Raw genomic sequence first — 24,216 nt, forward strand, 5'->3', positions numbered from 1 at the left:
CTCGGACGCCCGTGTCGCGCCCGTAGACAAAATTTGCGACGCAACCCGACGTCATCTGGCCGCAGCTTGGACCGGAGCGGCGTGATAAAGCGCTGATAGGCGGAGGAGTTTCCATGCAACTCCCGCAGTTTCAGGCTCGTCCCTTCGTTGCAGGGGCCCTCGTAGGCGACAGAGTCGTCCTCGAACGCATAGCGGGGCGCATGCAACACAAAGGAGGCTCGCTCAACGCTCCAAGGGCGCGGGCCTCCAGCCGCCTCCGAGCGCCATCATCAGATTCGCGCTCGCAGTGAGCCGGCGCTGCCGGATTTGCAGCGCAGTCTCTTCATTGGAGAGCGCAGTTGCTTGCGCCGTGACCACTGCCGTATAGGCCGAGGCTCCCGCCTTATATTGATTGAGCGTGATCTCGACGGCGCGCTGCGAGACTCGAACCGCTTCCGCCTGCGCTGAGGCTTGTCGGGCGAGGATGCGAAGATCGGAGAGCTGATCCTCCACCGCCTGGAAGGCGGCGAGCACGGTTTGGCGATAATTGGCGACGCTCTGTTCATATGCCGCTCGAGCAGCGTCGACGGTCGCTTCGCGCGCGCCGCCGTCGAGCAGCAGCAGACTGCCGCTTGCCGCCAGCGACCAAGCGGCGTTGCTGGCCGAGATCAGCGGCGGCGCGCCCGAATAGCCGGCGACGGCTGCGAGGTCGATGGTGGGAAAATAGGCCGCAATCGCGACGCCGATCAGCGCATTCTGCTGTTGCATCTTGCGCTCCGCCTCGGCGATGTCCGGCCGACGCTCGAGCAGTGAGGACGGAAGCGCGGCGGGAGACGTCGGAACAGCGCGCGGCAGCTCGCCGCGCGGAATCGACAGATCGGACGGAGGCTTGCCGATCAGCAGCGCGATCGCATGCTCGTATTGCGCGCGCGAGACCTCCGCGCCGATGGCCGAGGCGCGCGTCGTCTCGAGTTGCGTCTGAGCAGTAATCACATCCGACTGGGCGGCGACGCCCGCGGCATATTGGTTCTGCGTGATCTTCAGGCTGCGTTCGTAGGCGCGCGCCGTGTCGTTCAGCAGACGCGCCAGCGAGTCCTGATAGCGCAGTGAGAAATAGTCGGTGACGAGCGTCGCTTGCGCGGAGAGCGTCAGATCGGCGAGCTGCGCAGCGCTAGCTCCCGCGCTGGCTTCGGCGCTCTCGATCTGACGACGGATCTTTCCCCATAGGTCGATCTCCCAGCTCGCCGTGGCTTCCGCCGTCTGCGTCGTGACTATCGATCCGGAGCTGCGCGCGCGCGTCGAAGAGGCGCTGGCCGATAGGCTCGGGTACAGGTTCGACTGATCCTCACGCACGACGGCGAGCGCTTGGCGATAGGCTGCCTCATAGGACTTCAAATTCTGGTTGTCGATCGCGACCAGCGGAACGAGCTTGTCGAGCACCGGATCCTTGAACACGCGCCACCAGGATCCGCGATCGGCGCCGTCGGCCGGCTCGGCGACCTTCCAGCCTTTCGGCGCCTCTTTGAACGCGACGGGCGAGGCGACCTCGGGCCGCAGATAATCGGGGCCGACCATCAGACAGCCCTGAAGCGACATCAGTGCGCCGCAGAGACAGAAGAACATCGAAAGGCGCTTCATTCCGCGAGCTCCGCGACACTCGACCCCGGAAAGACGCGCCGCCAGAACCGGCGCGACCACAGCCGGAGGCGATCGAGATAGAGATAGACGACGGGAGTCGTATAGAGCGTCAGCAATTGGCTGACGATCAGCCCGCCGATGATAGAGACGCCGAGTGGACGTCGCAGCTCGGCGCCGACGCCTTGATCGAGCACCAGCGGCGCGGCCCCGAGCAGAGCCGCGAAGGTCGTCATCATGATGGGGCGAAAGCGCGCGAGGCAGGCGCGATGTATCGCCTCGGCCGGCGGCAGGCCGTCCTCCCGTTCTGCCTGCAGCGCGAAATCGACGATCATTATGGCGTTCTTCTTGACGATGCCGATGAGCAGGAACACGCCTATGAGCGCGATGACGGTGAAATCCGAGCCGGCGAGGATCAATGCGAGCACGGCGCCGACTCCCGCGGAGGGGAGAGTCGAGAGGATCGTCAGCGGATGCACATAGCTCTCGTAGAGAATTCCGAGCACGGCGTAGACGGCGAGAAGCGCTGATCCGATCAGCAGCGGCATGGTGCCGATGAGCGACCTGGACGCGCCGGCCGAGCCGCCGAAGGAGCCGTGGATCGAGCTCGGCAAATGGATCTCTGCGACCGCCGTCTCGATCGCGGCGGTCGCATCGGCGAGCGTCCTCCCCGGCGCGAGATTGAAGGAAATCGTCGCTGCGGCGGCCTGGCCTTGGTGGTTGATCTGGACAGGGGTCGTCGTCGCCTCGAGCCGCGCGAAGGCGGTGATCGGAATCATCGCCGCCCGGCTGGAGCTGATGGCGGCGGCGCTCGACGCGCGGCCGCCGCTGCTCGTGGCGATCGAATTGGTCGCCTTGTTGCGCGCCGAGGAGCTTCCGGATGTCGACTGCGTCGAGCTGTTCGTCGAGGAAGTCGACACGGTCCCATAGGTGGCGTTGGTCGAGGAGCTCCCGCTCGCGGTCTCTCCCGAGGTGCTGACATAGATCTGCTCGATCGAGGAGGGATCCTGCAGATAGCGCGGCGCTAGTCCCATCACGACATGGTATTGATTTTGATCTTGATAGATGGTCGACACCTGCCGCTGCCCGAAGGCGTCGTAGAGCGTCGCGTCGATAACGTCCGGCGTCACCCCGTAGCGCGCCGCCGTCGCCCGATCGATCACGACCTTGGTTTCGAGGCCGCCGATCTGCTGATCGGATGTGACGTCGACGAGCGCCGGCTGCTGCTTCATTGCGGCGTAGAGCTTCGGCCCCCACTTCCGAAGCTCGGCGGCGTCGTCTGCGAGCAGCGTGTATTGGAACTGGGCGAAGCTCATGCGGCCGCCGAGAAAAAGCTCTTGTCGCGGAAACATCATCACCTCCGCGCCGGGAATTTCAGCGAGCTTCGGCCGCAGCCGCGCCATCACCGCGAAAGCGGAATCGCGCCCCTTGTCGAGGGGCTCGAGCGTGGTGAACATTCGCGCCTGATTGACCGCGCCGTCGCCGATGGAGGCCGTCACCGTCTCGACGGCCGGATCGGCCCGCACGATCGCGAGCGTCTGCTCGACTTTCCGACGCATCGCCTCGAAGGAGATGCTTTGATCGGCGCGGATGCCGCCCAGCATCAACCCGCCGTCCTCCTGCGGAAAAAGGCTCTTCGGCGCCACGGCGAAGAGGAAGATGTTGAAGGCGATCGTGAGGAAAAGGGAGAGAAGGACGAGGCGCGGATGGGAGAGCGCGCCGCGCAGAGAAAGGTCGTAGCTCCGCCGCATCGCGTCGAGCGCGGCTCCGGCCGCACGTACGAGACGACTGGAGCGGCGCTCGTCTTCGCCCGAGAGAAAGAGTGCGCACATCACCGGCGTCGTGGTGAGCGCGAGCAGCAGGGACACGCCGATCGCGATCGAGAGCACGATGGCGAATTCGTGGAACAGCCGACCGACGAGGCCGCCCATGAGAAAGATCGGCAGAAACACGGCGATGAGCGAGACACTCATCGAGACGACGGTGAAGCTCACCTCCCCGGCGCCGCGAATGGCGGCCTCTATGCGCGGAGCGCCGGCTTCCCTGTGGCGAGCGATGTTCTCCAATACGACGATCGAATCGTCGACGACGAAGCCGGTGGCGATCGTCAGAGCCATCAGCGAGAGATTGTCGAGACTGTAACCGCATAATTTCATCACGGCAAAGGAGCCCAGGATCGACACCGGCACGGTCACGGCCGGGATCAGCGTCGCGCGGAAGCTGCGCAGAAAGACGAAGACGACGAGCACGACCAGCGCCACGGCGATGACGAGCGACTGCTCCGCGTGAGCGAGCGACGAGCGTATGGTGACGCTGCGGTCGCCGGAAAGATTGAGCTCGACATCGCCGGGCAATGCGGCTCGCAGCTGCGGCAGCAAGGTCTTCACATGATCGACGATCTCGACGATATTGCCGCCCGGCTGCTTGAAAAGAACCAGCACGACTGCGGTTCTGTCGTTCACATAGCCGATGTTGCGCACATTCTCGACCGAGTCGGAGACCTCCGCGATGTCGCGAAGGAGGACGGGTCGACCGTCGCGAAAGGCGACGACGAGATCGGCGTAGTCGGAAGCATGCGTCGCCTGATCGTTCGCATAGATCTGGAAGCGACGCTCGCCTTCGTCGATTGCGCCTTTGGCGCTATTGGCGTTCGCGGCCGAGAGAGCGGCGCGAATCTCCTCCATGGCGATCCCATAATCGAACAATGCGCGGGGATCGAGATCGACGCGAACGGCCGGAAGGGAGCTGCCTCCCACATCGACGTTACCGATCCCGTCGACCTGGAGAAGACGTTGCTGGAGAATGGTCGCCGCACTGTCGTAGAGCTGACCGGAGGTGAGCGTTTTCGACGAAAGCGCCAGGATTAGGATCGGCGCCTCGGCGGGATTGAACTTGCGATAGGTCGGCTTGGATTTGAGCGCGGTCGGAAGATCGGCGCGCGCGGCGTCGATCGCGGCCTTCACGTCGCGCGCCGCGCCGTTGATGTCACGATCGAGACCGAATTGCAGAATGACTCGCGTCGAGCCGACCGCATTCTCCGAGGTCATCTCGGCGACGTCCGCGATCTGGCCGAGGCGGCGTTCGAGCGGAGCCGCCACGGTGGACGCCATCGTCTCCGGGCTGGCGCCGGGCATTTGCGCCTGAACCATGATGGTCGGGAAATCCACCTTCGGCAGCGGCGCGACAGGCAGAGATCCGAACGCCAAAAGGCCGGAGACGGCGATCGCGAGAGTCAGCAGCGTCGTGGCGACGGGCCGCCCGACGAAGAGCGCGGCCATGCTCACGAGACGCTCTCCTCCTGTCGTGCGCCGAAGCGCTCCCGCAGTCGCACAGCCAGTCGATCGAAGGCGAGATAGACGGCCGGCGTCGTGAAGAGGGTCAGCAATTGGCTGACGGCCAGGCCGCCGATCATGGCGACGCCGAGCGGCTGGCGCAACTCCGAGCCATTGCCCGAGCCGAACGCCATCGGCGCCGCAGAGATCAACGCCACCATCGTCGTCATCAGAATCGGCCGGAAGCGCAGAAGGCAGGCGCGGCGGATTGCCTCGCGCGGCGTCAAGCCCTCGTCGCGTTCGGCGACGATGGCGAAGTCGATCATCATGATCGCATTCTTCTTGACGATCCCGATGAGGAGAATGATCGCGATGATCGCGATGACATCGAGATCGGAGCCGGTGATCGTCATCGCTAGCAGCGCGCCGAGGGCGGCAGAAGGGAGCGTGGAGAGGATCGTCAGAGGATGAACGAAGCTCTCATAGAGCACCCCGAGCACGACATACATGACGAGAACGGCCGCGAGAATGAGATAGAACTCGTTCGTCAGCGAGGATCGGAAGGCGGCGGTCGCTCCTTGAAAATGCGTGCCGAAGCTCGCCGGCAGGCCGATGGCGCGCTCGGCGGTCTCGACCGCGGTGACCGCATCGCCCAAAGCAGCGCCGCTCGCCAGATTAAACGAGATCGTCGTCGCCGGAAATTGCGCGAAATGCCCGATCTGAACCGGTTTGCGGCCGACGACGACGCGCGCCATGGCGGAGAGCGGCGCCTGTCCCCCGCTCGCCGTCGCCGATGGCAGGTAGATCGAACTGAATGTGTCGAGCCCGCGTCGCCGATCGGGATCGGCTTCCAGTATGACCCGCATCTGGTCTGCTTGCGTGAAGATCGTGCTGACGATGCGCTGACCGAAACTGTCGTAGAGCGCATTGTCGATCGTCGCCAGAGTGATGCCGAAGCGCGCCGCCGTCGCGCGATCGACCTCGATCATGGCGGCGAGGCCGTCGTCCTGCAGATCGCTGGTCACGTCCACGAGTCCGGACGTCTTGCGAAGCTCCGCGACGAGCTTCGGCGTCCAGGCGCCGAGCTCGACCGACGAGGGGTTGTCGAGAGTGAACTGATACTGTGTCGCGCTGACTTCGGTTTCGACGGTGAGGTCCTGCGCCGGTTGCATGTAGAGAGCGATGCCGGCGACCTTCGAAACATTCCCTTGAATGCGGCGGATGATTTCGCCCGCCGAGAGGCGCCGCTCGGATTTGGGACGCAGAATGATCTGCATGCGGCCCCTGTTGAGCGTCGTGTTGTCGCCGTCGATGCCGATGAAGGAAGATAGGTCGACGACATCCTCGTCTTCGAGGACCGCCTTGGCGAGATCGGTCTGCAGCTCGCTCATGCGTGAAAAGGAGATAGACTGTGACGCCTCGGTGACGCCTTGGATGACGCCCGTGTCCTGGACCGGAAAGAACCCCTTCGGCGCGACGAGAGCGAGCGCGCCCGTCAAGGCGAGAGTGGCGGCGGCGACGGCGAGCGTCACATTCTGATGATCGAGGGAGACGGCGAGCGCTCGGTCGTAGCCGGCAAGCAGAGAATCGAACCATCCACGACGCCCGCCGTCGCGCGCGTCTGACTGCTTCGGTTGCTCGCGCAGGAGCCGCGCGCACATCATCGGCACGAAGGTCAAGGACACGACAGCCGAAATGACGATCGCCGAAGCGAGGGTCACGGAGAATTCATAGAACAGACGGCCGATCATATCGCTCATGAAGAAGAGCGGAATGAGCACGGCGAGCAGCGAGACCGTCAAAGACACGATGGTGAAGGCGATCTCGCGCGAGCCTTTCAGCGCGGCGTCGAACGGGCGCATACCTGCTTCTATGTGGCGGCTGATATTCTCGATGACGACGATCGCGTCGTCGACAACGAAGCCGGTCGCTATGGTCAGCGCCATCAAGGAGAGGTTGTCGAGGCTGAAGCGCCACAGATACATCGCGGCGAAAGCGCCGACGAGCGACAGCGGAACCGAGAGGCTCGGAATGAGCGTCGCGCGCAGATTGCGCAGGAACAGGAAAATCACCATCACGACGAGGGCGATCGCGAGACCGAGCTCGAATTCGACGTCCTCGATCGAAGCGCGAATCGTAGTCGTGCGATCGGCGATCACCTGGGCCTGGACGGAGGAAGGAAGGCTCGCCGTCAGCTGCGGCAGCAGCGCTTTGACCGCCTCGACCACATTGATGACATTGGCTGCGGGCTGGCGCTGCACGTTGAGCAGAATTGCCGGCGCGGCGTTCGCCCAGGCGCGCAGCTGCGTGTTCTCCGCATCGCGCTCGACCTTCGCCACATCAGAGAGCCGGACAGGGCGGCCGTTCTTATAGGCGATCACCGAATCGAGATAGTCACGCGGGTCCTGGATCTGATCGTTGGCGTCGATCGTGTAGGAGCGCTGCGCTCCGTCCAGAGTGCCTTTTGGCGTGTTGACATTGATGTTGCCGAGCGTCGTGCGCAGATCGTCGATGTTGAGCCCATGCGCCGACAAGGCGCGTATATCGGCGCGCACGCGAACCGCCGGCTTGTGGCCGCCGGCGAGCGTCACCAATCCGACGCCGGCGAGCTGCGAGATCTTTTGCGCGAGCCGCGTGTCCGCGAGCGTCTGGAGCTCGATCAGCGGCGTCGTCGGCGACGTCACCGCAATGACGAGGATCGGAGCGTCGGCCGGATTGATCTTGGCGTAGACCGGCGGCGTGGGGAGGTCGCTCGGCAACAGATTCGTCGCAGCGTTGATCGCCGCCTGCACCTCCTGCTCGGCGATGTCGAGCGACAGCGACAGATCGAATTGCAGCGTGATAACGGAGGCGCCGGCCGAGGATTTCGAGGACATCTGACGCAGACTCGCCATCTGCCCCAGCTGTTTCTCGAGCGGCGCCGTGACGGCGGAAGTCATGACCTCCGGACTGGCGCCCGGATAGAAGGTCTGGACCTGGATCGTCGGATATTCGACCGTCGGAAGCGCCGAGAGCGGCAGATAACGCCAGGCGACGACGCCGACGAAGAGCAGCGCCGCCATGAGCAGCGTCGTCGCCACCGGCCGCAGGATGAACAAACGCGACGGATTCATCGGCGGCCCCGGTCCGCTCGCGCCGACTGTGCGGGGATGCGAATTTTCGCGCCCTCGCTCAGGCGATCGGCGCCTTCGACGACGAGGCGGTCGCCCGGCGCCAAGCCGGACAGGATCGCGACGTTGCCGCCGGCGGACGCGCCGGTCGTGATCTTGCGCACGGACACGGTGTCGCCGGAGTTGACGACATAGACGAATGTACCCGGCGCGCCGCTGCGTATGGCCGTCGCCGGCGCGACGACGACGTCGCGCTGAGTGTCGAGCAAGAGCTCGACATTGACGAACTGATTGGGAAAAAGAGCGCCGTTGGCGTTCTCGAACAAAGCGCGAAGTTTCACCGTGCCGGTGCTGGTGTCGATCTGATTGTCGACGGCGTCGAGAACGCCGGTGGCGAGCTTTTCCGCATAGGCGCGGTCGTAGACGGTCACCGCCGGACGCGCGCCTTCCCGCAGTCGCTTCATGAGCTTGCGCAGACTCTCTTCCGGCAGCGTGAAGACGACCGAAATCGGATCGATCTGCGTGACGACGACGACGCCATTCGTGTCGGATGGCGTGACGTAATTGCCGACGTCCACCTGGCGCAACCCCACACGGCCGCGCACCGGGGAAACGATGCGACAATAGACGAGATTGAGCTTCTGCGTGTCGACCTGCCCCTGGTCGCTGCGCACGAGGCCTTCATATTGCCGGACTGTCGCCGCGGCCGTGTCGACCGTCTGCCGCGACGTCGAATCCTGCTTGATCAAACGCTGATAGCGTTGCAGATCGAGACGCGCATTATCGAGCAGCGCCTGATCCTTCTCGAGCTGTCCCTGATATTGGGTGAGCAACGCTTCATAGGGGCGGGGGTCGATCTGGACGAGCAGCTCGCCCTTCTCGACCATCTGGCCCTCGCGGAAGTGGATCTCGGTCAGATAGCCGCTGATCTGCGATTTCACCGTCGCCGTCGCGAGCGAGCTGATCGTGCCGAGCGACGTCAGCGTGACTGGCACGTCGCCCTTCGTCACCGTCGCCACCGAGACCGATTGCGCAGATGCGGCGCCCGGCGCGGCCATTCCCGGAGGCCCTCCGGGTGGACCCATGCTCGGGCGCTTCCATGGCGCGCGCAAAAGCAGAATCCCCGCGACGACGGCCAGCGCGGCGAGCGGTATCAGCCAACGGCGAGCCGTCGCGCCGGTCATGCGCGCCGGGCGGTTCGAACTCGTGTAGAATGAGAGGCGCTTTTCCATGAGAACAGGCGAAATCCAAGGCCGAGGCGACGCTGCCCGGTCATCTGCCCGGACTATGAAGCCAGGCCGCGGCAGTTCTCAACTAAATGATTGTTTATTTTATAATTTAACGCAATGTGTCAGTATCGACACAGACCGAATATTGCCGATCGGTGCAATCGCGCCTATCCACCTCTTGTCGCTTCGGCGAACTCGGCGCGCGGTCTCGGGAGTCCGAAATAGCGTTGAACAAGACCCATAACATTCTCATTGTCGAGGACGATCTCGAGATACGCGATCTTCTCGCCGGCTTTCTTCGAGCCAAGGGCTTCGGAGCCACGGCTTGCGGCAGCTCCGAGGAAGCCGGGCCGATCCTGGCGCGGGAGGGTATCGATCTCGTTCTCCTCGACGTCATGTTGCCGGGCGCGGACGGATTCGAGTTGTGCCGTAGCCTGCGTTCGTCGGGCGGCCCGCGCATCATCATGCTGACGGCGCTCAGCGAGCCAGTCGACAAAGTCGTCGGATTGGAGCTCGGCGCCGACGATTATGTCGGCAAGCCTTTCGATCTTCGTGAGCTGCTGGCGCGTATTCGCGCCGTGCTTCGCCGCCCGCAGCTCGGCGACCGAGAACCACGCGCCTTCGAAGCCGAACAGATCTTGCGCTTTTCAGGCTTCGCCTTCCACCCGCAGCGCCGATTTCTGCGCTCGGCCTCCGGCTTGCGTGTGCCGCTCACCGGCGCCGAGACGGATTTATTGCTTGTGTTCTGCCGGAACAGGCGCCGAATTCTCTCCCGAGAGGAGCTGATAAATCTCTCGCGCGGTGAAGGTTTCGCGATTGCGCCGCGGTCCGTCGATCTCCTAGTCAGCCGTCTTCGCCGCAAGCTGTCCGGCGACGATCCATTCGCCGACGTCATTCGCACGGTGCGCGCGGACGGATACGCCTTTCAGCCGGAAGTCTCGATTGAATGATACAGCGCTTCTTCACTACGACGCTCGGTCAGATCATTGCGATCATCGCCGTGTCCTCGGCGACGACTTTCTTTCTCTTTCTCGCCATTCTCTCGACCCTCAACACCAATCTCCCTCCGCCGCCGCCATGGCCTTGGCCGAGTGCCTATCGAATCGCTTTCGTCTTCGAGAGTGTCCTCGGAGCGCCGGAGGATGCGCGCGCGGCTATCGTCGCCGCTGCGCGCCGACGCGATTTCGCAGTCCAACTGACGTCCTCGCCGGTCGTTTGCGACGGAAACACGAAGGACGCCCAGACTCTCCAATCGGCGCTGCGATCGAAATTCAACCATGCTTTTTCTGAGCCCACTGTCCGCTCTTGCGGCTCCGGCGACCCCGCGACCGATCTTCAAGCGCTGCTGCGATTAGATGGACGAACGCTGGAGATCCGAAGCGGCAAGCCGGGGGTCGACCAGTTTTCACGGCTCACCCTTCCGCTCGTAGGCGCCCTGCTGTTCCTTTGCGTGGCGGTCACCGCATTGTCCGCTTGGGCCGTTTGGCGCGTTACCGGACCATTGCGTCGTCTCGCCGACAAGGCCGACGCCTTCGGACGCGAGATCGTGCTGGAGCCCATCCAGGAAGAGGGGCCGCTCGAAATACGACGAGTGGCGAGAGCCTTCAATCTGATGCAGGAACGCGTCACGCGCTCCATGAGCGATCGCACACGCATGCTAGCGGCCGTCGGGCATGACCTCAGGACGCCTCTCACACGCATGCGTCTACAGCTGCAAGCTGGGAAAATGGAAAGTCTCAGAAGCAAGCTTCTGCGCGATGTCGATCTGATGCATTCGATGGTCGCCTCGACACTCTCCTTTCTCAGCGGCGCCTTCGACGTGGAAGAGAAGGAATGGCTCGATCTCAGCGCTCTATTGTCGACGCTATGTGACGAGTTCGAAGAAACGGGAGCCCGGATCGCTTATGAAGGCGGCGCCGACATCCGTTTTTTCTGTCGGCCCAACGCGATCAATCGCGCGTTGACAAATCTGATCGAAAATGCCCTTCATTTCGGCAATCGCGTCGACGTCTCCGCTTCGATGGACGGAACTCAAATCGTGCTCGACGTGGTCGATGACGGTCCAGGCGTTCCCGCCGGAAGAATCGAGGAAATTCTCGAACCTTTCGTTCGCCTCGACCCATCGCGCTCCGCACGGCCAGGAAGCGTCGGCCTCGGACTTTCTATCGTCAAAGAAATCGTCGAAGCGCATCGGGGTCGGCTCGAACTTCACCAACGGGACCCGCACGGCCTCATCGCTAGAATTGTATTTCCGGCTTAGTGCCGCGGGCGGCATACAAAATGATTTTGTCGCAGCTCTGGTCGGGCTACGCCCTCCCGACGCCGCGACAAAATCGAGACGTCCCGCGTTCACAACGCCAAAGCCGTTTGGCAGTTCACAACCGACGACGCGCGCGTCAAACTCAAGCGCCTATACCCTTCGCTTTAGATGACTCAGACCACTAGACGGCGTAGACGATGGCTTCCGGCGGAAAACAAAGGTGGCGATAGAGGGCGGGACGGCTTGGCATTACGGCCCGTTTACCAAACCGATTCTTGAACCCATGTTGTGCCACGCAGGCGGATCTGCCGACTGCCACGCGTTTCATGTGAGCGAATTCTGATCATCGATGATTCCATTCGATCGAAAAGCGCTCTAGCGCTCAGGCGAATAGAATGTCCCCGAGGACGTCCTCCTCCGCTTCGCCACTGCGTGGCGTCGGCTGACAATTTGCGCCCGGCTCGGCGATCGCCCTGTGAACAGCCCTCTCGCCTTCCATCGTGTAGAGCCCCCAGAGCATTTCGAGCAGCGCGGCCGTCGAATCATCCTGCGGCGTCTCCGGGAGATCACGCGTGGCTTGCTCGAGATCGCGCGCCGCGCGGCTCGTGGCTTCGCAGATGCATTGCTGCGGCGCCAGCTCGGCGATCGAGCCGCCGAGAAATTCCTTCACGCGGCGACTGCCCGTCAGCAGAGAGCCGAAAGCGCCCTCGAGGCGCCGCCCGATCACATCCAGCGCGCCGAGCGTCGCCGACAAATCGGCGCTGAAATCATCCATGCCGACGCTCGTTTTCTTGGCCTCGAAACCGCGCGCCAGCGCGAGCGCGCGTCCGAGCGACGGCATGAGCATTTCAGCGTCGCAGGAAATCCTCTGCGCATTGCCGCGCAATTGCTCGGCGATGACGCCGAGCGCGAGGCCGCCGGAGCCGAACTGGCGTGACTTCAATCCGGCGTTGATGCCGACGAGCATCATTTGCTTCACGGCCTGCTCGAGCGAATGCATGCGCTCCTGCAGTGCGATCAGGGTCTGCAGCGCCTCGCTCTTGACCTCCTCGACGGCGGCGGAAGCTGTTGCGCATTCCCGCATGAGCTGCTTCGACGTCTCGAGCTTATCGATCAGCGTACCGAGGAACGAGCCGCTTTCGGCATTTTCGGCGCCCCAAATTTGCGCGCCTTCGCTTCCGATCGCGGCGCAGTCGTCGACGAGCTGCTCGAGCGCCTCCTGGATATGACGAAGGCCCTGATCGAATCCGCTCGACGCTGCGTCGATCTGCGCCGATTCCAACAGGCACACGGTTTTCAGTGTCGCCTTCGCCTCATCGCTCCCCGGCGTTCGGGACATAGCATGCGACATGCGCAAGGCTTCGACGACATGCTCGATGCGCTGGCGCGTGTTGTCGCCGATCTGTAGCGCGATGATCGCGGCGCCGATGGCCGAGGAGATCTGCTTGGAGCGCGCGCCGATTCCGCCAGCGGCTCTCGCGGCCTGCCGACGACGCTCGTCGACGATGTCGAAAGCTCTCTTCAGCTCTTGCGCGATCGTCGCGATCTTGCCGCGATAATGACGTTCGAACTCCGCCTGCGCGAGGCAGGCGGATGCGAGCTTGCGGATGAGAGTCGCCTGCTCGCCGCCATGGGCGTCGACGGTTTCCTGAGCGATCTTGACGGTGCGGGCCATCTCCACCGAGAAAATCGAGAGATCTTCCTGCTCTCGGTCCAGGCGAGTAGTCTCGATCTTCGCATTGAGCGTCAGGATCGTCATCGTGCGCGCGCCGTCCTGCAAGCGGCCGAGAAGATCGGCCACTTCACGATTGATGGCGAGAAGCTCGGCCAGCGCCGCAAGCTCGCCGGCCATCTCGTCGCCCACGGCGTCGAGCGCGCTCGAAATCTTCGCGAGCCGATCCGCGGCTTCGCGCATGTCCTCGTTATCGAGGCCCGACGACAAGGTCTCGAAAGTGGAGGTCAGCGCGCCGAAATCGATGATCGCGTCGCCCAGTCCGGCGCCGATCGTGGCGAAGACCCGCTCGCTGCCCTGAAAGACCCCGTCGAGAGACGCGGCGACACGGTCGACGACCGACATGGCGGCGGAGTGTCTCATGCTGCAGTCCATTTCGTCGCTCCGTTCGGCTCGACGAGCTCGTTGATCGAGACTTCGCGCGCGATGGCGCCGAGGGGCGCGACCTTGTCCACAGCGCCGATGGCGATCGCCTCCTTCGGCATGCCGAACACGACGCAGCTCTGTTCGTCCTGAGCGATCGTACGCGCGCCGGCCTGCTTCATCTCGAGCAGGCCTTTGGCGCCGTCGTCGCCCATTCCGGTCATGATGACGCCGAGGGCATTGGCGCCTGCGCATTGTGCGGCGGAACGAAACAGCACGTCGACCGAAGGACGGTGCCGCGACACCAGCGGGCCGTCCTTGATAGCGACATGATAGCGCGTGCCGTTGCGTTGCAGAAGCATGTGCCGATTGCCCGGCGCGATCAAAACGCGCCCGGCGCGCAGGAGGTCGCCGTCCGCCGCCTCTTTCACCTCCACGCGGCAGAGCCCGTTCAGCCGCCGCGCGAAGGCGGCGGTGAAATGCTCGGGCATATGCTGCACGATCGCCATTCCGGGCGAGTTCTCGGGCAGCGATTGGAGCACCTCGCGCAGCGCCTCGGTGCCGCCGGTCGACGCGCCAATGCAGACGATCTTCTCGGTCGGACGATAGGTCACGCGCAGCGCCGCCGGCGGCGGAAGAATGACATCGGCGGTGAGCTTGCGCTCGACGATGTTCGGGCGTGACGCGGCGGCACGCCGTTTCGAATGGGCGGCAGCGCGAACCGCGTCCGAGACGCGAACGCGCGCCTCAATCAAAAACTGCCTGGTGGCGACATTGGGCTTGGCGATCACATCGACGGCTCCCGCCTCCATGGCGTCGACGAGCGCCTTCGAGCCGGTCTCCGTCAGGCTCGAGCAGATCACCACAGGCATGGGCCGCTGCGACATGATCTTGCGCAGGAAGGTGATGCCGTCCATGCGCGGCATCTCCACGTCGAGAATGATCACGTCGGGAATCTCCGCCTGAATGCGGCGCGCCGCCGCATAGGCGTCGGCGGCGGTTCCCATTACCTCGATATCGGGCTCGGCGTCGAGCATGTCGCTCAGAGTCTGCCGTACGGCGGCGGAATCATCGACGATGAGAACGCGAATTTTCGTCTGCGTGATCATGCGCGTCCTCCTTCTCTGCGAAACACCGTCGAGGCGATCTGGCGCATGTCCGGCTGCTTGCCGCCCGCCATGGATTCGGAATGTCCGAGGAGCAGATAGCCGCCCGGCCGCAAATGGCGGCAGAGATTGGCGACCACCGCCTGCTGAGTTCGCGCTGAAAAATAGATGAGCACGTTGCGACAGAAGATCACGTCCATGCCTTCGTCGACCGGATAGGACGCGTCCATCAAATTGAGCCGCTCGAAGCGCGTGAGCCGCCGCAGCTCCGGTACGATGCGCGCCTCGCGGCGCGCCGGATCGCGTGAGCGCATGACATATCGCTCGCGCATCGCCAGCGGCGTCGGCGCGAGCATGTCCTCGGGATAGACGGCGCGACGCGCCTGCGCCAGGGCGGCGGAACAGATGTCGGTGCCGAGAATGCGGAAATCGAAGGGCTCGACCTTCGCGAGATCCGCGAGCACCATCGCGATCGTATAGGCTTCGGCTCCGATGGAGGAAGCTGCGCTCCAGAGCTTGAAGCGGTCGGTTCTGCGCCGTCGCTGCGCGAGCAGCTGCGGCATGATGTCCTGCGCCAAGATCTGAAAATGCTCTGGCTCTCGAAAAAAATCCGTCTTGTTGGTGGTCATGCAATCGATGAGATGAACGCTCTCTTTCTCGAGTTGGCCGCGCTCGAACACGAGCTCGGCGTATTCATCGAGATCGGCGAGGCCGAGCGCCTTGACCCTCCGGCGCAGCCGCCCCTCGACCATCATTCGTTTCGACGGCGGCAGCCGTATGCCCGTTTCTCGCTCGACGAAGGCGGCGAGCGTGCGGAAGTAACGATCGCTCAGACCATCGAGCCGGATCGTAGGCGCCGTGGCGCCGGCGACAGAGATCTCGCTCATTCGCGGCAGCATGCGACGGCTCCTGTCACGCCGCGCGCGCGGTCGCGAGCGCGACGTCGTCTTCCGCGAGCAGGCGCGGCAAATCGAAGACGACGACGAAGACGCCGTTGCGTCGGCCGACGCCGCTGATGCATCCGGAGCGCCATCGGCCTCCGACATTGGGCGGCGGATCGATCGCGTCGCGGTCGAGCTCCGTCACCTCGAACACGCAATCGACGAGAAGTCCGAGTGCCGACTCGCGGCCGTCCAGCGGAATGCTCACGACGATGAGGCGGCTCGCTTCCGTCGCGGCGGCGGACGACAATCCGAGCTTGGCGCGCAGATCGATGATCGGCACCGCCTCGCCGCGCACGTCGATCATGCCGAGCACATAGGCTGGGGCCTGCGGCAGCTTGGTGATGTGGCGGTAATCCAGAATTTCTCGCACCAGGGCGACGGGAAGGCCGAAGACCTCGCCGTCGAGGCCCAATGTGACAAATTGGCTCTGATCCTGTGTCATCTCTCGAAATGTCCTCGTCTCGTGGCTGGCGTTCCGGAACGCTCTCGTCTCGCCGAGGAGAGCGCTCCGCTCATACTCAACCGCGCCTGAATTCGGCGTCCAGCTCATCTTCCGCATGCGACAGGTCGAGCATGAAGCCCCCGGTTCCGGTCGCCTTCATCGCCGGCCTGTTCGCGCGCGCGCCCTTGTCGGCGCTCGCGCGCTGGGCGAGCTCGGCGGCGGCGGACATCGCCTTCTCGCGCAGCTGGCGAATGGCCGGGCGCGCGCTCTGGGCCGTCGCGACGCGCGCTTCGTCGCCGAGACGGAAATAGGCGATCGTCGATTGCAATTGCTCGGCCTGGCTCGACAGCTCCTCCGAGGTCGCGGAGACTTCCTCCGACGAGCTGGCGTTCTGCTGCGTCACCTTGTCGAGCTGCTGGATCGCCTGATTGATCTGCGCGGCGCCGGCGTCCTGCTCTCGGCAAGCGGAGGTGATCTCCTCGACCAGCGAGGCGGTGCGGCGAATGTCGGGCACGAGCTTGGTCAGCATCTCACCGGCCTCGCGCGCCGCGCGCACAGTGTCGGTGGAGAGCACGCTGATCTCGGCGGCCGCGGTCTGGCTGCGCTCGGCGAGCTTGCGCACTTCCGAGGCGACCACGGCGAAGCCCTTGCCATGCTCGCCGGCGCGCGCCGCCTCCACCGCCGCATTGAGCGCGAGCAGATCGGTCTGGCGGGCGATCTCCTGCACGATGCCGATCTTGTCGGCGATCGTCTGCATCGCCTGCACCGCGCGGTCCACAGCCTCTCCGCTCGCCTCGGCGTTGCGCGCCGACTGATGCGCAATGGTCTCGGTCTGATTGGCGTTGTCGGCGTTCTGCTTGATGTTGGAGGCCATCTGCTCCATGGATGCGGAGGCTTCCTCGGCCGATGAGGCCTGCTCGGTCGCGCCCTGCGAGAGCTGTTCGGACGACGCCGACAGCTCCTGCGCGCCGGCCGCGACATTATTCGCGGCGCTGGTCGCCTTAATGATGATCTCGCGCAGATTGGCGACCATGCGCTCGAGCGCAATGCCGAGCGTGTCCTTGTCGGAGAGCGGCTTCGCCTGAACGGTGAGATCCCCCGCCGCGATCTTGTCGGCGACGGCGGCGGTGGCGTTGAGGTTGCGCGACATGGCGTTGAGCGCGTCGACGAGATCGGCGACCTCGTCGTCGCTGCTCGCCGAGATTTGCTGGCTGAGATCGCCGACGGCCACCGCATTGGCGAGGCCGACCGCACGACCGAGACCGCGGCTGATGTTGAGGCCGATCCACAGAGCGGCGCCGATGGCGACGAGCACGGAGCCGGTGAGCATGACGATCAGCAGGAAGCGCGCCTGATCATAGTAGCCCGCGGCCTGCGCTTTTGCCTCGTCGACCATTTTGCGCTGGAAGGCGATGAATTCGTCGATCGTCTTCAACACTTCGAGGACGCGGGTGCGGCCTTCTTCGCTCGAGAGATCGGCCGCGATAATCGATCCGCCTTCGCGCGCGGTCTCGACAGCGCGCGCCACCATTTTTAGCCATCGATCGAGCGCAACCGAGAACTGCTCGGCGGGTTGGCTCATCCCAGCCCGGACTGCTCGGCCTTTGACGCCTTCGGCGCTGGCGGCGAGAGCGGCCGCGTCTGCTTGGAGCGGCTTAATTCGCGACGCGAGGTCCGCCGTCGTCTGTGAGGCGATATAGGCGTACATGTCGCCGCGCAGCTTCTCCATCGCCGAACGAATGTGTTCGAGATCGCTGACGAGCAAGGACGCATTGTTTCTGGCCGCCGTCTCCGAGAAGGCGGTGAATGCGGCGCGCAACTCCTTGGCCGCATCGACTCCTTCCGTCGCGGCGATATTGAAAGCCTTATTAGCGGAGTTCAGCTTGGCGAATTTCAGAACCTTGTCCTGCACAGGATTCAGCGCATCGACGGCCGTGGCGACCTTGACGACGAATTCCCTGCCTTTGGCGCTGGCGGCCTCATAGATCGTCTCACGCACTTTGCGCGCGTCCTCGCGTGACTTCAGCGCATTGGCGACATGCTTCTCGCTCTCCGCGTCATTCGTCGCGATGATGGCGTTCTTCTCGGAGCGAACGCCGTCCACCGTGAGCATCTTCAGATCTTCCGCCAACACCAGCCGCTTGACGCGCCCTTCGATAATCGACTCGAGATTTTCGTTGAGCGCCGCGAGCTTCGTGTAGGAGACGGCGCCCGCCGCCGCCGAGAGCACGATGACGACGCTGAAGGCGGTGAACAGCTTGGCTTTGACTGTGTATCGCATTAAATGCTCCTGTCACGTTTTGGACTGTAAGCTCTGCGGAGCGCCCCCATCTGGAGACGGGAGCGCCTCGGCTTCGGCGGCGCGGGGCGTCAGCCCCTTCGGAATTCCGCGTCCATCTCGTCCTCTGCGCTGGCCAGGTCGAGCACGAAGCCGCCCGTGCCGGTCGCCTTCATCGCCGGCTTGGCGGCGCGCATCGGTCTGCGTCCGCCGGTCGAACGATGCGACAGCTCCGCAGCTGCGAACATCGCCTTTTCACGGAGCTGGCGCACGCCATGCGCGCCAGTGTCGGCATGGCTCGCCGCGCTGCTTCGCGCTGCTTGGTCGCCGAGGCGGAAGAAGGCGATCGTCGACTGCAATTGCTCGGCCTGGCTCGACAGCTCTTCCGAGGTCGCAGAGACTTCCTCTGACGAGCTGGCGTTCTGCTGCGTCACCTTGTCGAGCTGCTGGATTGCCTGATTGATCTGCGCAGCGCCGGCGTCCTGCTCGCGACAGGCGGAGGTGATCTCCTCGACCAGCGAGGCGGTGCGGCGAATGTCGGGCACGAGCTTGGTCAGCATCTCGCCGGCCTCGCGCGCCGCCTTCACCGTATCGGTCGACAGAACGCCGATCTCCGCCGCGGCCGTCTGGCTGCGCTCGGCGAGCTTGCGCACCTCGGAGGCGACGACGGCGAAGCCCTTGCCATGCTCGCCGGCGCGCGCCGCCTCGACCGCCGCATTGAGCGCGAGCAGATCGGTCTGGCGGGCGATCTCCTGCACGATGCCGATCTTGTCGGCTATCGTCTGCATGGCCGTGACGGCGCGGGCGACCGCCTCTCCGCTCACCTCGGCGTTGCGCGCCGATTGATGCGCGATTGTCTCGGTTTGATTGGCGTTGTCGGCGTTCTGCTTGATGTTGGAGGCCATCTGCTCCATGGACGCGGACGCCTCCTCCGCCGAGGCCGCCTGCTCCGTCGCGCCCTGGGAGAGTTGCTCCGCCGATGCGGCGAGCTCCTGCGCTCCGGCCGTGACATTGCTCGCCGCATCCGCCGTCTTGGCGACCACCTCTCGCAGATTGGCGACCATCTTCTTCAGCGCCGCGACGAGATCGCCGATCTCGTCGTCACTGTCAGCGGTGATGTTGCGAGAGAGATCGCCGTCTGCGACGGCGCTCGCAAGCGTGACGGCCCTGTTGAGGCCGCGGCTGATCGAGTAGCCGATCCAGAGCGCGGCGGCGGCGGCGACGGAGATCGAAACGGCCAAAACGAGAACAAGCAGCGTCCGAGCCTGATCATAGTCCGAGGCGGCCTTTGCTCTGGCCTCATCGACCATATTGCGCTGAAAAGCGATAAATTCATCGAGCGACTTCGTCACCTCGGCGGCGAGAATGCGCTTTTGATTGCTCGACAGGTCGGCGGCGTAAACCGAACCACCCTCACGCGCGATGCCGATCACGCGCGCCTGTGTCTTCAGCCATTGATCAAAGGCGGCTCCGAAATGCTCCGCCGCCTGAACCATCCCCGCTTTCACGGCCCTCGACTTGATCGCTTCGGCGCTCGCGGCGATTGTCGCCGCGTCTGCCTGAAGCGCCTTGGCGCCCGATTCGAGCTCCGCCATTGTCGGAGCCGAAATATAGAGGTGCGTGTCTCCGCCCAGAGTCTCGATGGCCGAGTGAAGCCGCTCGAGATCGGTCACGAGCAGGGAGGCTCCGTTTTTCGCGGCCACCTCGGAAAAGGCGTTGAACGCCGCGCGAAGCTCCTTGGCCTTGGCGGCTCCTTCGGTCGTTGCGAGGCTGCGGGCTTTCGAGGCGGAGTTCAATTTCGCGGCGTTCAGCACCTTGTCCAGCAGAGGGTCGACCGCATCGGCTGCTGCGCCGACCTTGGCGATCAATTCCTTGCCTTTCGGGGATGCGACTTCGTAGATGGTTTCACGCAGCTTGCGAAATTCCTCGCGCAGCTTCAGCGCACGGCCGACGTGCTTCGCGCTTTCTTCGTCTGTCGTGGCGATGATCGCATTTTTCTCGGATCGGACGGCTTCGCTGGAAATGACTTTCAGATCCTCCGCCCAGACGAGCCGCTTGACTCGCGCCTCGACGATCGTCTCGATATTCTCGTTGAGCGCCGCGAGCTTCGTATAAGCGACGGCGCCCGCTGCCGCAGACAGAATTATGACGACGCTGAAAGCGGTCGTCAGCTTTGCTTTGACTGTGTATCGCATGGTCCGCCCCAGTTCAGTTGAAAATGCGCTCGATGTCTGGAACGACGATGAAGTCGTCCTGCCAGCGCCCGATGAATTTCACCAGCTCCGGCCGCCAGCGCATGCCGATGCGCGGCGCCGCCCCGAGCGATGAGAGAGGCAGCTCCGCCACCTCATAGACCTTGTCCGCCACGATGCCGACGACGGTCGGCTCGCCGTCGAGATCGACCTCGATGACGACGAAGCGCGTGTCGGGCGTCGCTTCCGCGACCTCCATTCCGAAGCGCGGACGCAGATCGGCCATGGGCACCACCTTGCCGCGCACATTGATGAGGCCGCGCACGAAATCGCGCGCGCCGGGCACTTCCGTCACAGGGGCCGGATCGAGAATTTCGCGCACGCGCTCGGCGTCGATCGCGAAGATCTCGCCGCCGACGCCCAACATCAGGCATTGCCTGCTTTCGTCTATCGTCTCCTGCGCCATCACGCTGCCTCCCTCTCTCGCGCCTTGCGCTCCTCGTCATGCGCCTGCCCGCGATCGACGAGATGCGGAATGTCGAAGATCAGCGCCACGGCGCCATCGCCGAGAATGGTCGCGCCCGAGAAGCACGGCACGTCGGCGTGCAGCTTGGAGAGCGATTTGATCACGGTTTGATGGCTGCCGATAATTTGGTCGACGACGAGGCCGACGCGTTGCTCGCCGAAGGAGACGACAACCACCTTCTGATGCGGATCGGGCGGCGTCTTCGCGCTCAAGAATTCGCGTAGCCGCAAGAAGGGCACGAGATCGCCGCGAATGTTGAGGAAGCTGCGACCCGCCGAGCCGTTGTCGCCGGCCGCCGACAGCTCCACGCATTCCTCGACCGAGGAGAGCGGGATGACATAGCGCGCGCCGCCGACGCGCACGAGCAGGCCTTCGATGATCGCCAGCGTCAAAGGCAAGCGCAGCGTCACCTCCGAGCCGGCGCCCGGCCGACTCGCGATATCGATTGCGCCGCGCAGGCTCTCGATGGTGCGTTTGACGACATCCATACCGACGCCGCGCCCCGACAGCTTGGTGACGGACTGCGCTGTCGAGAAGCCGGCATGGAAGATGAGCTGATGAATTTCCGCGTCACTCATCACGGCGTCCTCGGCGATGAGCCCATTGGCGATCGCTTTTGCGCGAATGCGCGCGACATCGAGCCCACGTCCGTCGTCGGCGACCGTGATCAGCACCTCTGCGCCCGAATGGCTCGCGACGAGGCGAATGCGGCCGGTCGCCGCCTTGCCGGCGGCGGCGCGTCCCGCCGCATCCTCGAGACCATGGTCGAGCGCGTTGCGAATGAGATGCACGAGCGGATCGGCTAGACGCTCGATCATCGTCTTGTCGAGTTCTGTTTCTTCTCCCGACATCACGAGATCGACCGGCTTGCCGAGCTCGCTCGAGAGATCGTGGACCAGGCGGCGGTAGCGTCCGAACAGCGTGCCGATCGGCACCATGCGAATGCCCATGGTGACGTCGCGCAGATTGGCGGCAAGACGCTCGATCTCCTCGGCGATCGATTTGATGTCGAGGCTCGCAGTCTCGGCGAGCTGTGTCAGACGCGCCTGAGCGATGACCAATTCGCCGACGCGATCCATCAGCTCGTCGACCTTCTCGGCCTGAACGCGCACCGAGCCGGCGCCGCGCCCGTCGCTCTCCGCGCTGCGCCGCGTCACGGTCGCCGGCGCATCGGCCGTCGCGGCCGAGGGCTCCTCTATCCGTGGCGACGCTTCCTCATCCACACGCTCGATCTCGAGACGCATCTCGTCGATCACGAAGATGAAGACGTCCTCGATGGCCGAGCGCGGCTGGTCAGTGACGAGGGTCGCCTCGAAGGAGAGATAGCAGAGCGTCGGATCGATCGCGTCGAGCGCGGGAACCGCATCCCCACAGGCGTTGAGGTCGAAGTCGCCCAGAGCGCGCAATTCGTCGAAAAGCAGCAGTGGATTGGTGCCATTGACGAGCACGCTCTCGTGGAAGGAGAAGCGCAGGCGCCACGTCACGCGCGCCGTCTCGCCGCCCGCCGGCTCGCGCAGCGTCGCGTCTATCGACGCTGCTCCGGCCGGAGCCGTCGGCGTCGCGAGCGAAGCTTCCACCACTCGACGCAGTTCGTCGAGAATACGGCGGCCATGGTCTTCGTCCGCAGCATCCGGAGCCTCGATCTGGACGCGGACGTGATCCTTCGCCTGCAGCGCCACGGCGACGAGCTCATGGCTCGGCGGCGCGCGGCCTTTGCGCACCTGGTCGAAGGCGGTCTCGAAATTATGGACGAAGGCCGAGACTCGCTCGTAGCCGAACATCGCGCCCGAGCCCTTCAGCGTATGAAGGGCTCGGAAGGCGCAGTCGATCAGCTCTTTGTCGGTCGGGGTCTTCTCGAGATCGAGCAGCGACTGCTCGAGCTGCTCCAATAGGTCGTCGGCTTCTTCGCGAAAGGCCTTTTCGGCGTCGTTCATCGGCTTCGTCCACTCGATGGGTTGACGGGATCGGTAAAGGGTTCGACCAACGTCTCGAGTGTCCGTCAGCTGCCGATCAGCTTCTTGACGACCGCGAGCAGCTGCTCTTGGCTGAAGGGCTTGGTGATCCAGCCCGTGGCGCCGGCGGCCTTGGCCTCCTGCTTCACAGCAGCGTCCGACTCCGTGCTCAAGAAGACGATCGGCACGCCGCTGTAGGCGGGAAGCTTGCGCAATTCACGAATGAATGTGAGCCCGTCCATGACCGGCATGTTGAGATCGGTGATCACCATATTGGCTTGTTCGCCGCGCGCTGCGCCGAGAGCTTCGCGGCCGTCCTTGGCCTCCATGACGCTATAGCCCGCGACCGTGAGCACCGCCCGCACCATTTGACGAACGCTCGCGGAATCGTCGACGGTCAAAACCTTTTTCATATTCGCGACTCTCTGGTCGAGAGGCAGAGGCTGCAACGCCGGATTGCCTCGCGCGTAACGATATGGGCGCCGTCATGTCGCACCAGTGTGTCCGCGGCGCGCAGCGATCTTCGCTGCGTCCTCAGATCGGTGAGCCGTGAGACGAAATATCTGCGAGGATATCGTCGGGCGCGAATCCGGCTCGCCGCAAAGTCTCCGCGATCGGTGAATCCAACGGCGCCGAAATTCGCAGCTTCGCGCCGCTCGCTCGCGCTGTTCGTCGACTAGCGATCAGCAGCTGAATGAAGGTCAGGTCGATGTCTGTCGCGTGAGAACAGTCGATCATGACGTTGGCGCTGTGCCGAAAGGTGCGCAATATAGAATCGCGCATTTCGACCGCTTCGGAGATCATCAGCTTGTCTCCGCAGCTGATGGCCATCTCACAGTCCTGCATGGGGTATATGCTCCACTAGATGGCTGATTCATAAGCTTAGGCCGATTAAGACGATGTAAACATCGTTACGGAGGTCGAGCGAATTCTATGCAAGTAACAGTTGAAGGCACACGGTTGAGCAATCATAGGAGTTACACGCGGCTCGCCCGCGCAAGCCGTGCGCTCGGGCTCTGTCGCGAATTTTTCTCGCGGGCGGGTTGGGGCTATGATCGCCGGGCTGGGGTAGGCGGAATAGCGTGATGATCGATTTCAAGGGCAACCATTTTGAACGCTATGTGATCCTGTGGGGCGTCCGCTGGTATGTGGCGTATCCGATGAGTTATCGTCAGCTCGAGGAAATGATGGAAGAG

At 64.0% G+C, this 24,216-nt stretch carries 16 protein-coding genes; 2 read left to right on the top strand and 14 right to left on the bottom strand.

What is annotated here, in order from left to right; genetic code table 11:
- Window positions 1-222 precede the first annotated feature (222 nt).
- From K3F48_RS15895 to K3F48_RS15910, 4 genes are read right to left on the bottom strand one after another with little or no spacing between them, the layout of a single operon-like run.
- Window positions 223-1,617: an efflux transporter outer membrane subunit gene (locus tag K3F48_RS15895; RefSeq protein ID WP_222576413.1), complete on the bottom strand. Its 1,395-nt coding sequence runs from the start codon at window positions 1,615-1,617 to the stop codon at window positions 223-225.
- Complete coding sequence (locus K3F48_RS15900) at window positions 1,614-4,898, bottom strand: efflux RND transporter permease subunit (RefSeq protein ID WP_370631434.1); 3,285 nt, start codon at window positions 4,896-4,898, stop codon at window positions 1,614-1,616. Before K3F48_RS15900 ends, K3F48_RS15895 begins: the two co-directional genes overlap by 4 nt.
- Window positions 4,895-7,999 carry an efflux RND transporter permease subunit gene (locus tag K3F48_RS15905; protein ID WP_222576414.1) on the bottom strand — a complete coding sequence of 1,035 codons (3,105 nt, stop codon included), beginning with the start codon at window positions 7,997-7,999 and terminating at the stop codon, window positions 4,895-4,897. The genes K3F48_RS15900 and K3F48_RS15905 overlap by 4 nt, the downstream gene beginning before the upstream one ends.
- Window positions 7,996-9,228 (bottom strand): MdtA/MuxA family multidrug efflux RND transporter periplasmic adaptor subunit, encoded by a 1,233-nt coding sequence (locus tag K3F48_RS15910; protein ID WP_222576415.1) that lies wholly within the window; start codon window positions 9,226-9,228, stop codon window positions 7,996-7,998. The genes K3F48_RS15905 and K3F48_RS15910 overlap by 4 nt, the downstream gene beginning before the upstream one ends.
- A gap of 224 nt (window positions 9,229-9,452) precedes the next feature.
- On the opposite strand from K3F48_RS15910, the gene K3F48_RS15915 reads away from it, so the two are divergent.
- Together K3F48_RS15915 and K3F48_RS15920 are read left to right on the top strand one after the other, a co-directional pair.
- Entirely contained in the window at window positions 9,453-10,175 is a 723-nt protein-coding gene (locus K3F48_RS15915) for a response regulator (protein ID WP_222576416.1), read from the top strand.
- Window positions 10,172-11,485 carry an ATP-binding protein gene (locus K3F48_RS15920; RefSeq protein WP_222576417.1) on the top strand — a complete coding sequence of 438 codons (1,314 nt, stop codon included), beginning with the start codon at window positions 10,172-10,174 and terminating at the stop codon, window positions 11,483-11,485. The genes K3F48_RS15915 and K3F48_RS15920 overlap by 4 nt, the downstream gene beginning before the upstream one ends.
- A 382-nt stretch (window positions 11,486-11,867) precedes the next feature.
- Here the strand turns inward: K3F48_RS15920 and K3F48_RS15925 are convergent, their stop codons facing one another.
- The 10 genes from K3F48_RS15925 to K3F48_RS24965 form a co-directional block, all read right to left on the bottom strand.
- A complete protein-coding gene (locus K3F48_RS15925) occupies window positions 11,868-13,580 on the bottom strand; it encodes a hypothetical protein (RefSeq protein ID WP_222576418.1) in 1,713 nt (570 codons plus the stop codon).
- The gene (locus K3F48_RS15930) at window positions 13,577-14,689 is read right to left on the bottom strand and encodes a chemotaxis response regulator protein-glutamate methylesterase (protein ID WP_222576419.1); all 1,113 of its coding nucleotides are present in this window, start codon (window positions 14,687-14,689) and stop codon (window positions 13,577-13,579) included. The genes K3F48_RS15925 and K3F48_RS15930 overlap by 4 nt, the downstream gene beginning before the upstream one ends.
- On the bottom strand, window positions 14,686-15,573 hold the full coding sequence (locus tag K3F48_RS15935) for a protein-glutamate O-methyltransferase CheR (RefSeq protein WP_222576429.1): 888 nt from the start codon (window positions 15,571-15,573) through the stop codon (window positions 14,686-14,688). The genes K3F48_RS15930 and K3F48_RS15935 overlap by 4 nt, the downstream gene beginning before the upstream one ends.
- 25 nt (window positions 15,574-15,598) lie before the next feature.
- Entirely contained in the window at window positions 15,599-16,072 is a 474-nt protein-coding gene (locus K3F48_RS15940; protein WP_222576420.1) for a chemotaxis protein CheW, read from the bottom strand.
- 76 nt (window positions 16,073-16,148) lie between these two features.
- Window positions 16,149-18,353 carry a methyl-accepting chemotaxis protein gene (locus tag K3F48_RS15945; protein ID WP_222576421.1) on the bottom strand — a complete coding sequence of 735 codons (2,205 nt, stop codon included), beginning with the start codon at window positions 18,351-18,353 and terminating at the stop codon, window positions 16,149-16,151.
- Between the two features lie 89 nt (window positions 18,354-18,442).
- Window positions 18,443-20,545 (bottom strand): methyl-accepting chemotaxis protein, encoded by a 2,103-nt coding sequence (locus K3F48_RS15950; RefSeq protein ID WP_222576422.1) that lies wholly within the window; start codon window positions 20,543-20,545, stop codon window positions 18,443-18,445.
- A gap of 13 nt (window positions 20,546-20,558) precedes the next feature.
- On the bottom strand, window positions 20,559-21,008 hold the full coding sequence (locus K3F48_RS15955; RefSeq protein WP_222576423.1) for a chemotaxis protein CheW: 450 nt from the start codon (window positions 21,006-21,008) through the stop codon (window positions 20,559-20,561).
- Window positions 21,008-23,002 (bottom strand): chemotaxis protein CheA, encoded by a 1,995-nt coding sequence (locus K3F48_RS15960; RefSeq protein WP_222576424.1) that lies wholly within the window; start codon window positions 23,000-23,002, stop codon window positions 21,008-21,010. The genes K3F48_RS15955 and K3F48_RS15960 overlap by 1 nt, the downstream gene beginning before the upstream one ends.
- Window positions 23,003-23,067: 65 nt before the next feature.
- Window positions 23,068-23,433, bottom strand: coding sequence for a response regulator (locus tag K3F48_RS15965; RefSeq protein ID WP_222576425.1), 366 nt, complete (start codon window positions 23,431-23,433; stop codon window positions 23,068-23,070).
- A 121-nt stretch (window positions 23,434-23,554) separates the two neighbouring features.
- Window positions 23,555-23,866 carry an STAS domain-containing protein gene (locus tag K3F48_RS24965; RefSeq protein ID WP_222576426.1) on the bottom strand — a complete coding sequence of 104 codons (312 nt, stop codon included), beginning with the start codon at window positions 23,864-23,866 and terminating at the stop codon, window positions 23,555-23,557.
- Window positions 23,867-24,216: the final 350 nt, after the last annotated feature.

This window comes from Methylosinus sp. Sm6, from assembly GCF_019802345.1.
Lineage (GTDB): Bacteria > Pseudomonadota > Alphaproteobacteria > Rhizobiales > Beijerinckiaceae > Methylosinus.

Coding starts and splice junctions, on each gene's coding strand:
- K3F48_RS15895 (WP_222576413.1), bottom strand. CDS start 1,617: ATGAAGCGCCTTTCGATGTTCTTCTGTCTCTGCGGCGCACTGATGTCG.
- K3F48_RS15905 (WP_222576414.1), bottom strand. CDS start 7,999: ATGAATCCGTCGCGTTTGTTCATCCTGCGGCCGGTGGCGACGACGCTG.
- K3F48_RS15910 (WP_222576415.1), bottom strand. CDS start 9,228: ATGGAAAAGCGCCTCTCATTCTACACGAGTTCGAACCGCCCGGCGCGC.
- K3F48_RS15920 (WP_222576417.1), top strand. CDS start 10,172: ATGATACAGCGCTTCTTCACTACGACGCTCGGTCAGATCATTGCGATC.
- K3F48_RS15925 (WP_222576418.1), bottom strand. CDS start 13,580: ATGAGACACTCCGCCGCCATGTCGGTCGTCGACCGTGTCGCCGCGTCT.
- K3F48_RS15930 (WP_222576419.1), bottom strand. CDS start 14,689: ATGATCACGCAGACGAAAATTCGCGTTCTCATCGTCGATGATTCCGCC.
- K3F48_RS15935 (WP_222576429.1), bottom strand. CDS start 15,573: ATGAGCGAGATCTCTGTCGCCGGCGCCACGGCGCCTACGATCCGGCTC.
- K3F48_RS15940 (WP_222576420.1), bottom strand. CDS start 16,072: ATGACACAGGATCAGAGCCAATTTGTCACATTGGGCCTCGACGGCGAG.
- K3F48_RS15945 (WP_222576421.1), bottom strand. CDS start 18,353: ATGCGATACACAGTCAAAGCCAAGCTGTTCACCGCCTTCAGCGTCGTC.
- K3F48_RS15950 (WP_222576422.1), bottom strand. CDS start 20,545: ATGCGATACACAGTCAAAGCAAAGCTGACGACCGCTTTCAGCGTCGTC.
- K3F48_RS15955 (WP_222576423.1), bottom strand. CDS start 21,008: ATGGCGCAGGAGACGATAGACGAAAGCAGGCAATGCCTGATGTTGGGC.
- K3F48_RS15960 (WP_222576424.1), bottom strand. CDS start 23,002: ATGAACGACGCCGAAAAGGCCTTTCGCGAAGAAGCCGACGACCTATTG.
- K3F48_RS15965 (WP_222576425.1), bottom strand. CDS start 23,433: ATGAAAAAGGTTTTGACCGTCGACGATTCCGCGAGCGTTCGTCAAATG.
- K3F48_RS24965 (WP_222576426.1), bottom strand. CDS start 23,866: ATGCAGGACTGTGAGATGGCCATCAGCTGCGGAGACAAGCTGATGATC.